Source organism: Thermomonas sp. LB-4 (assembly GCF_036409385.1).
Taxonomy (GTDB): Bacteria; Pseudomonadota; Gammaproteobacteria; order Xanthomonadales; family Xanthomonadaceae; genus Thermomonas.
Window position 1 is genome coordinate 38,364 of record NZ_JAXOFT010000016.1, and the last position, 7,784, is coordinate 46,147.

Below are 7,784 nucleotides of genomic sequence, written 5' to 3' on the forward strand. Positions count from 1 at the left end.
CACACCCCCGTCAGCGACGTGCGCACATGCGGCTACGCAATCCGATCCTCTGGCTCGTGCTCGCCGTTGCGCTGGCGGCCGGCTGGCAGCAGTTGCAACCGCGGGCGCAAGCACCGGCAGCGCCCCCGGCAGCGCACGAATCCGGGGCCGCGGGGTCCCAGTCACGGGCGCCCCGGGTCGGCACCACCCCGGTCGCAGAGCCAGCTCGAGGCGCCCCTGGCCTGCCGGCCTTCCTGCCGCAGGAGGCACAGGCCACCGTCGCCCTGATCCAGCGCGGCGGCCCCTATCCCTACCGCCAGGACGGCCAGGTCTTCGGCAACCGCGAAAGTCTGCTGCCGCGCCAGCCGCGCGGCTGGTATCGCGAGTACACCGTCGACACGCCGGGTCTGCACCATCGCGGCGCACGCCGGATCGTCACCGGCGGCAACCCCCCGCGCGAGTGGTACTACAGCAGCGACCACTACCGCAGCTTCCGCCGTTTCGACGTGGGGGCGGGGCCATGACCAGCCTCGCGCAGATGCTCGAAGACCCTCGCCAGGCCGGGGTGTACTTCGTCCTCGACGAGGACATCGCCCTGCTCGACATCGCCTGCGGCGGGGCCGGCCTGCACACGCTGCGCATCGACCTGCAGGGCTGCGAGGACAAGCAGCGCCTGCTGCTACGGCTGGCCGAAGGGCTGGCCACGCCTACCGGCCAGGGCAGCAACTGGGACGCGCTAAGCGACCAGCTGCGCGACCTCTCGTGGCTGGGCGCCTCCGGCTACGCGCTGCTGCTGCCGCATGCTGCGGCGCTCCGCGATGCCGATGAAGCCAGCTTCGAAACCCTGCTGGACATCCTGGACGAGGCCGCGGTGGACTGGCAGGCTCGGAATACCCCGTTCTGGGCCTTCCTGGCCCTGCCCGACCGGGACTTCCCGGATGAACAGGACACGCCCGCACGCTAGCATGTGCGGATGCAGACCTCCGCCTTCCGCAGCGCCACCCTCGCCGACATCGACGCCATCGTCGCGCTGGTCACCTCCGCCTACCGCGGCGATGCCAGCCGCGCGGGCTGGACCACCGAAGCCGACCTGCTGGACGGCAACCGCATCGATCCGGAAGTGCTGCGTGCCGACCTGGCGCGGCCGCGCAGCCGCGTGCTGCTGGTCGAAGCCGATGACGGCCTGCACGCCTGCGCGCACGTGGCCGACGAGGACGGCGCAGGCTACTTCGGCATGTTCGCAGTGCGTCCCGGGCTGCAGGGCGGCGGCCTGGGCAAGCGCCTGCTGGCCGAGTGCGAGCGCATCGTCGGCGACGAGTGGGGGCTGCCGGTGATGCGCATGACCGTCATCGACGTCCGCGACGAACTCATCGCCTTCTACCAGCGCCGCGGCTACCGCCGCACCGGCCAGTTCAAGCCGTTCCCCTACGGCGACGCCCGCTTCGGCCAGCCCAAGCGCGACGACCTGCGTTTCGAAGTGCTGGAAAAACCCCTGCGCACAGAGGCGGCGGCATGAGCGGGAACTGGACCTATGTCTGCACCACCGCCGAGCTGCTGCCCGGGGAAATGAAGGTCGCCTTCGATGAGGTCACCGGCACGCCGATCGCGGTGTTCAACATCGATGGCGACCTGTACGCGCTGGAAGACCAGTGCACGCACGAGGACTTCGAGCTGTCTGCCGGGCACTTCGACCCGGCAACCGGTGAAGTGGAATGCGTGCTGCACGGCGCCCGCTTCGACGTGCGCGACGGCCGCGCCCTGTGCGCACCCGCCTACGAGCCGGTGGCGAAGTTCCCGGTGAAGGTGGAAGACGGCCAGGTGCTGGTGCGCGACGACCGCTGATCCAGTCCCGCCGCGCGTGGCGGCCCTCCCACGGGGCACGCCACCACCCTGGAACCCTGCTGCTTGGCGGCTGCCGGCAGGCATCGCCCCCTCTGCCCGGTAGACTTCCTGTTGTGAACGGTAATTGTTCTCATTATCATTCCAACATCCAGCCGACGTGAGCCCCCACAGGCCCGTGCCGTGCCCGGCATCCCACCTTTCACCCTTCCCCCAGGAACGGACTGGCCCTGGCTGCCCGCCTTCCCGCCATCGAGCGCCCCCATTTTCCCCATGACCCACATCAAATCCCGCAAGCATCCGGTGCGCCGCGCGCACGCCCACCTCGCCACCACCGCCCTGGGCGCCAGCCTGGCGCTGGCCCTGCCGATGATGGCCCACGCCGCCGATGGCAATGCCGACGCGGACAACAGCGGCGAACCGCAGGCAAAAACGCTGGACAAAGTGGAAGTGCGCGGCCTGCGCAGCTTCGTGGTCTCGCCGAAGTTCACCCAGACCCTGCAGGACACGCCGCAGACCATCGAGGTGATCGGCAAGGAGCTGCTGCAGCAGCAAGGCGCCACCACCCTGACCGAAGCACTGCGCAACAGCCCGGGCGTTGGCACCTTCTACGCAGGCGAGAACGGCAACACCACCACTGGCGACACCCTGTACATGCGCGGCTTCGACACCTCGTCCAGCATCTTCGTGGATGGCGCGCGCGACCTCGGCAGCGTCTCCCGCGACCTGTTCAACATCGAACAGGTGGAAGTGGTGAAGGGCCCGGCCGGCACCGATACCGGCCGCAGCGCGCCCACCGGCGCGATCAACATGGTCAGCAAGCAGGCACAGCTGCGCGATGTGGTGTCCGGCAGCGCCTCCGCCGGCGTGGACGGCCAGAAACGCGCCACCGCCGACTGGAACACCAAGCTCGGCGAGTCCTCCGCGCTGCGCGTGAACGCCCTGTGGCAGGACAGCGACGTGCCCGGCCGCGACCGAGTCAACAACAGCCGCGTCGGGCTTGCACCGTCGCTGGGCTTCGGCCTGGACGGCGCCACCCGGCTCTGGCTGGACCTGCTGTACGTGAAGCACGACAACGTGCCGGATGGCTACGTGCCGACCATCGGCCTGCCGTACTGGACGCCGCAACCGGGGCTGGAGCAGCTGGCCGGCCACCCGGTCGATCCGGAGAACTTCTATGGCAGCCGCGACGACCACGACGACGTCACCGCGCGGATGGCCACGCTGCGCCTCGAGCATGACCTCAATGACCACCTGAAGATCAGCAACACCCTGCGCTGGGGCAAGACCGAGCAGGACTACCTGCTGACCGCGTTCATGGGCACGGGCACCGCCGCCAACAGCGGCAACATCCAGTGGACGGACAAGGACGACCTGTCCACCTACATGCTGGCGCGCAGCCTCCCGACCTTCAAGGATCAGGAAAACAGCATCATCACCAACCAGTTCAACCTGCGCGCGGACTTCGGCACCGGCGCGGTGGAACACTTCCTCAGCGCCGGCGCGGAGCTGACCCGCGAGGAGCAGACGGGCCACGGCATCGCCACGACCGGCAGTCGCCCGCCCGCCAACCTGTACGCCCCGGACTGGAACGATGCCGGCACCCTGGCCTGGAGCCGCAGCGGTGCCATCTCCCGCGGCCAGACCGACACCCGCGCGCTGTACCTGTTCGACACGCTGAAGTTCGGCGAGCACTTCCTGCTCACCGCCGGCCTGCGCGCCGATCGCTACACCACCAACTACGACGCCACTGCGGTCTGCAACACGCCCGGCACCAGCGGCGGCAGCGGCCGCGGCATCGTGTACTGCGGCAGCGCGCCGATTGGCTCGCTGGTCACCACCGCCGACCTGCGCGACTCCGATACCCTGCTGAACTACAAGCTCGGCTTCGTCTACAAGCCGGTGGAAGCGCTCAGCCTGTACGCCAACGCCGCGCTGTCGCAGCAGCCCCCGGGCGGCGGCAACTTCGCCCTCAACACCACCGCCAGCAGCGCCGACAACCTCAACAACGACCCGCAGAAGGCCAAGACCCACGAGATCGGCGCGAAGTGGGCGGCAAACGGCGCGTTGACCCTGAACCTGGCGCTGTTCCAGACCCGCGTGACCAACGAGATCATCGCCGATGCCAGCGCACCCGGCGGCTATTCGCAAACCGGCGAGAAGCGGGTCAAGGGCGTGGAAGCCAGCGCGGTCGGCAACATCACCGACCGCTGGAACATCTCGCTGGGCTACCTGCAACAGGACGCGGAGGTCGAGAACGGCCCGAACGTCACCGCCGACGGCACGCCGAACCTGACCTACACGCCGTCCGACGCCTTCACCAGCTGGACCACCTACACGCTCCCGTTCGGCCTGACCGTGGGCGGCGGCGTGCGCTATACCGGCGGCCTGCATCGCGGTACCGATGGCGCGGTGGGCACGCCCGCGCGCACCAAGTCGTATACCGTGTACGACGCCGTGGTCTCGTACGCCGTCAACGACAACCTCACCCTGCGCCTGAACGGCTACAACCTGTTCGATAAGGTCTACGTCGCGTCGATCAACAAGAGCGGCTACCGCTATACCCCCGGCGCGCCGCGGACGTTCCTGCTGAGCGCGGACTTCCGCTTCTGATGTTCCATCGCGCGGCGGAGCCAGCCTCCGCCGCGCACGCCACGGATGCCGTCATGCTGCTGCATATCCCGAATGTCCTGACCCGCGACGAACTCGTGCACCTCCGCACCGCGCTGGACGCCGCGGACTGGACCGACGGCCGCGAGACCGTCGGCACGCTGGGCGCGCAGGTCAAGCGCAACCAGCAGCTGCCGGATGCGTCGCCGGTGCGCGTGGAACTGGCGCGCATCGTGCTGGCGGCGCTGGGCCGCAACCCGCTGTATTTCGCGGCGACGCTGCCGCTGAAGACGCTGACGCCGCGCTTCAACCGCTACGCCGGCGGCGGCGAATACGGCTTCCACGTCGATGGCGCGGTGATGCGCGCGGACGGCGGGCAGCAGCTGCGTTCCGATGTGTCCTGCACGCTGTTCCTGGCCGAGCCGGACGAATACGACGGCGGCGAGCTGATCGTCAGCGATACCTACGGCGAGCACGAAGTGAAGCTGCCGGCCGGCGACGCCATCGTCTATCCGTCCAGCAGCCTGCACCGGGTCACGCCGGTGACACGCGGCGCGCGCGTCGCCTCGTTCTTCTGGGTGCAGAGCATGGTGCGCGACGACGCCAGCCGGCGGATGCTGTTCGAACTGGACGCGTCGATCGAGCGCCTGCGCGCCAGCGGCGCGGATGCCGAAGCCGTGCTGCAGCTCACCGGCCTCTATCACAACCTGCTGCGGCGCTGGGCGGAGACCTGACGCCGGGCCAGCCGAGCGACGCGATGGCGCGTCTTGATTTCGATCAAATTAATGAGAATGATTTTCATTGATACAGAGAACGGTTCTCATTAACATGCGCGCACCGCGGCACAGGACGCCGCCAATCCGCCATGAGCCCCCATGCTTCCGCAATCGCGAAACCCGCATCGCAGCCTCGCCCACGCCCCGCTCGCCCTCGCCATCTGCATGGCGATCTGCGCTCCTGCACTGGCCGCGACGCCGGCGGACAAGGACAAGAGCGCGGTAACCCTGGATGCAGTGGTGGTGACCGCCACGGGCTTCGAACAGAAGATCACGGAGGCCCCCGCCAGCATCAGCGTGATCACCCGCGAGGAACTGGCCACCCGCCCCTATCTCACCCTGATCGACGCGGTGCGCGACCTTGAGGGCGTGGACGTCGGCGAGACCTCGGACAAGACCGGGCAGAAGACCATCTCCATGCGCGGCATGGGCCCGGACTACACGCTGGTGCTGATCGACGGCAAACGCCAGAACAACCACGGCGACATCTACCCGAACAGCTTCGGCGGCAACCAGTTCAACCACATCCCGCCGCTGGACATGATCGACCGCATCGAAGTGATCCGCGGCCCGGCCTCCACCCTGTACGGCGCCGACGCGCTGGGCGGCGTGATCAACATCATCACCCGCAAGGTCGGCCTGCACTGGAGCGGCTCGGTCACCGCCACCCACAACCTGCAGGAAAACGATGATTTCGGCAGCGACAGCACCGTCGACTTCGCGTTGAGCGGCCCGCTGGTCGCCGACCGGCTGGGGCTGGGGCTGCGCGGTTCGTGGTACCGGCGCAACGCCTCCACGCCCGAATACGAAACCATCACCGCACCGGACGGCACCAGCTTCGAGCGCTCGCTGGGCTTCGGCGGCGGCGGCAAGACCGTGGACAACACCAACAAGAGCGCCGGCATCACCCTCGGCTGGACGCCCACCGACAGCCAGAGCCTGAGCTTCGACTACGACACGTCGAAGCAGGTCTACGACAACACGCCCTACCGCAACAACCTCGGCACGGAAACCTACCCGCTGGGCACGGCGGATGGCCTTACCGGCATCTGGCGCGCCGCGCCGCAGGTGGGCTACGCCGCCAACCAGGAATTCACCCGCGACCAGTGGTCGCTGGCCCACCAGGGCCAATGGGCATTCGGCGACAGCCTGGTGTCGCTTTCGCACATCGGCACCGCCAACCACGGCCGCACGCTGCCGTTCAACGTGGACGAGCGCCTGCTCCACCGTGCCATCTACTGCAACAACGCCGCCACCTGCACCAGCGGCGCCTATGCCGGCATGAGCCGGGCGCAGCGGCAGCAGCTGATGCTCGATACTTTCCTGCCGCGCCCCAAGCGCAGCATGGAAAGCCGCCAGTACACGCTGGACGCGAAGCTGGATTTCGTCGCGGGCGAGAAGCACCACGTCGTGGCCGGCGGCCAGCTGATCGACGGCGAGCTGGAGGACGGCGTGTTCGGCATGGAAAGCGGCGGCAGCGGCGGTGCCGTGCAGGAGCACCGCATGTGGTCGCTGTTCGCCGAGGACAACTGGACGCCGGTGGACGGGCTGACCCTCACCGTCGGCCTGCGCCGCGACCAGCACAACATGTTTGGCAGCCAGCTCAGCCCGCGCGCCTACGCGGTCTGGGAACTGGCCCCGCAGTGGACGCTGAAGGGCGGCGTCAGCACCGGCTTCAAGACGCCCAAGACCACCGACCTGTACGACGGCATCACCGGCTTCGGCGGCCAGGGCACCATCCCCTTCGTCGGCAATCCGGACCTCACCCCGGAAACCAGCGTCAACAGCGAACTGGCGCTGTACTGGACCTCGGCCGATGCCCTGCACAACTTCAACATCACCGCGTTCCACAACGACTTCGACGACAAGATCGCGCGCGGCGAAACCAGCCTGAGCTGCGCGCAGACCGGCGGCGTGCGTCCCTGCGCCAACCTTGGCGACTACGCGCAGCTCGGCTACACCAGCTACGCGCAGAACATCAATATCGACAAGGTGCGGGTGCAGGGCGTGGAAGTGGCCGGCCGCTGGGGCATCACCCGCGCGCTGTCGCTGCGCGCCAACTACACCTTCACCGACAGCGAGCAGCTCAGCGGCGCGCAGAAGGGCCTGCCGCTGACCAATACCGCCAGGCACATGGCCAATGCCAACCTCCACTGGCAGGCCAGCGACGCCCTCAGCCTGCAACTGGTGGGCGAGGCGCGCTCGCAGCGCTACCGCGGCATCACCAACGGCGTCCGCCAGGACTACAAGGGCTACACCGTCTTCCACCTGGGCGCGCAGTACCGGATCAACGAGAACCTCGAGCTGGGCGCGCGCATCAACAATCTGCTGGACCAGGATTTCACCTCGTTCCAGACCGTGTGGACGCAGGCCGGCGACAGCAGCTACAGCCCCAGCTACCTCGACGACTACAACAACAAGGACAAGTCGCGGAATCTCTGGCTCAGCCTCAACTGGCGCTTCTGATGCGCGGCCGCGGCACGGGGCGTCAACCCTCCCTGTCGCGGCTCGTTGTCGAGAAAAATAGGTTCTTCTCCCAACTGAGGGGAAAGGCGCACGGCCGACCGGGCAGACTTGCTG

The 7,784-nt window shown here is 68.2% G+C and carries 7 protein-coding genes; all 7 read left to right on the forward strand.

Annotated features, from left to right (window positions below; all coding sequences use genetic code 11):
- The first annotated feature begins 26 nt into the window (after positions 1 to 26).
- The 7 genes from SPK54_RS10410 (at position 27) to SPK54_RS10440 (ending at position 7,670) form a co-directional block, all read left to right on the forward strand.
- Positions 27 to 503 carry a ribonuclease domain-containing protein gene (locus SPK54_RS10410; RefSeq protein WP_330947831.1) on the forward strand — a complete coding sequence of 159 codons (477 nt, stop codon included), beginning with the start codon at positions 27 to 29 and terminating at the stop codon, positions 501 to 503.
- Positions 500 to 943 carry a barstar family protein gene (locus SPK54_RS10415; protein ID WP_330947832.1) on the forward strand — a complete coding sequence of 148 codons (444 nt, stop codon included), beginning with the start codon at positions 500 to 502 and terminating at the stop codon, positions 941 to 943. Before SPK54_RS10410 ends, SPK54_RS10415 begins: the two co-directional genes overlap by 4 nt.
- 9 nt (positions 944 to 952) lie before the next feature.
- Positions 953 to 1,495, forward strand: coding sequence for a GNAT family N-acetyltransferase (locus tag SPK54_RS10420; RefSeq protein WP_330947833.1), 543 nt, complete (start codon positions 953 to 955; stop codon positions 1,493 to 1,495).
- Positions 1,492 to 1,821, forward strand: a complete 330-nt coding sequence (locus SPK54_RS10425; protein ID WP_330947834.1) for a non-heme iron oxygenase ferredoxin subunit — start codon at positions 1,492 to 1,494, stop codon at positions 1,819 to 1,821. Before SPK54_RS10420 ends, SPK54_RS10425 begins: the two co-directional genes overlap by 4 nt.
- A 270-nt stretch (positions 1,822 to 2,091) precedes the next feature.
- Positions 2,092 to 4,431, forward strand: a complete 2,340-nt coding sequence (locus tag SPK54_RS10430) for a catecholate siderophore receptor Fiu (protein ID WP_330947835.1) — start codon at positions 2,092 to 2,094, stop codon at positions 4,429 to 4,431.
- A 53-nt stretch (positions 4,432 to 4,484) separates the two neighbouring features.
- Positions 4,485 to 5,162: a Fe2+-dependent dioxygenase gene (locus SPK54_RS10435; protein WP_330947836.1), complete on the forward strand. Its 678-nt coding sequence runs from the start codon at positions 4,485 to 4,487 to the stop codon at positions 5,160 to 5,162.
- A gap of 141 nt (positions 5,163 to 5,303) precedes the next feature.
- Positions 5,304 to 7,670 (forward strand): TonB-dependent receptor, encoded by a 2,367-nt coding sequence (locus SPK54_RS10440; protein ID WP_330947837.1) that lies wholly within the window; start codon positions 5,304 to 5,306, stop codon positions 7,668 to 7,670.
- Positions 7,671 to 7,784 lie beyond the last annotated feature (114 nt).